This window comes from Curtobacterium sp. MCBA15_016 (assembly GCF_001865105.1).
Lineage (GTDB): Bacteria > Actinomycetota > Actinomycetes > Actinomycetales > Microbacteriaceae > Curtobacterium.
This window is the reverse complement of the sequence record NZ_MJGR01000053.1, coordinates 4,428-5,471: the sequence shown is the minus strand read 5'-3', so window position 1 is coordinate 5,471 and position 1,044 is coordinate 4,428. Positions and strand designations below refer to the sequence as shown.

General features: G+C 72.4%; 2 protein-coding genes. Both read left to right on the top strand.

What is annotated here, in order from left to right; translation table 11 throughout:
- Positions 1-275, top strand: a 275-nt coding sequence (locus BIV03_RS17060; RefSeq protein WP_071296534.1) for a helix-turn-helix domain-containing protein, incomplete at its 5' end; no start/stop codon positions are given.
- A 44-nt stretch (positions 276-319) separates the two neighbouring features.
- Positions 320-1,044 (top strand): NADPH:quinone reductase (locus BIV03_RS17055; protein ID WP_071296536.1); only part of this gene is annotated, 725 nt, incomplete at its 3' end.

Genomic DNA, 1,044 nt, shown 5'->3' with positions numbered 1-1,044 from the left:
GCACCCTCGCCGACGGCCCGGCACGCTACTCGGCGATCGCCACCCGCGTGCAGGGCGTCTCGCAGAAGATGCTCACGCAGACGCTCCGGGCGCTCGAGCGCGACGGACTCGTCACCCGCACGGTCTTCCCCGAGATCCCGCCGCACGTCGAGTACGAGCTGACCGATCGCGGCCGATCTCTGCGCGAGGTGCTGAAGCCGCTCGAGGACTGGGCGACATCGCACATGGACGACGTCGCGGTCTCCCGCGAGCAGTACGACACCCGGCCTCGCTGAACGCCCCCGGAATCCCCGCGCGACCGCCGTGGTTGCCTGGGGACATGCGATCAGTCGTCTACTCGAAGCCCGGTGACTCGTCCGTCCTGACCCTCGAGGAGCGTCCGCTCCCGGATCCCGGTCCTGGCGAGGTCCGTGTCCGTGTCGTCGTCTCTGGTGTCAACCCGACCGACTGGAAGGCCCGCGCCGGCGCCACGTACGGCGACGGCCTGCCGTTCCCCGAGATCACGCCGAACCAGGACGGCGCCGGAGTCGTGGACGCGGTCGGCGAGGGTGTCGACGGACTGTCCGTCGGTGACCACGTCTGGCTGTACATGGCGGCTGCGAGTCGCCCGACCGGCACCGCCCAGGAGTACACCGTCGTGCCCGCTGCCCGTGCCGTCCCGCTGCCGGAGGGCACGAGCTTCGACGTCGGCGCCTCGCTCGGGGTGCCGGCGATGACCGCGCACCGTGCCCTCACGACGCACGAGCACGGTCCGGACCGGCTCGCTCCGGGAGCCCTCGACGGCAAGACGGTGCTCGTCGCCGGCGGTGCGGGAGCCGTCGGACACGCGGCGATCCAGCTCGCACGCTGGGCCGGCGCCACCGTGGTCACCACCATCAGCTCGGACGCGAAGGCCGCGCTCGCCACCGCCGCCGGGGCGCACCACACGGTGAACTACCGCGACGAGGACGCCGCCGCGCGGATCCGCGAGATCGCCCCCGACGGTGTCGACATCGTCGTCGAGGTCTCGATCCCGCAGAACGCCGGGCTCGTCGCCGAGGTCCT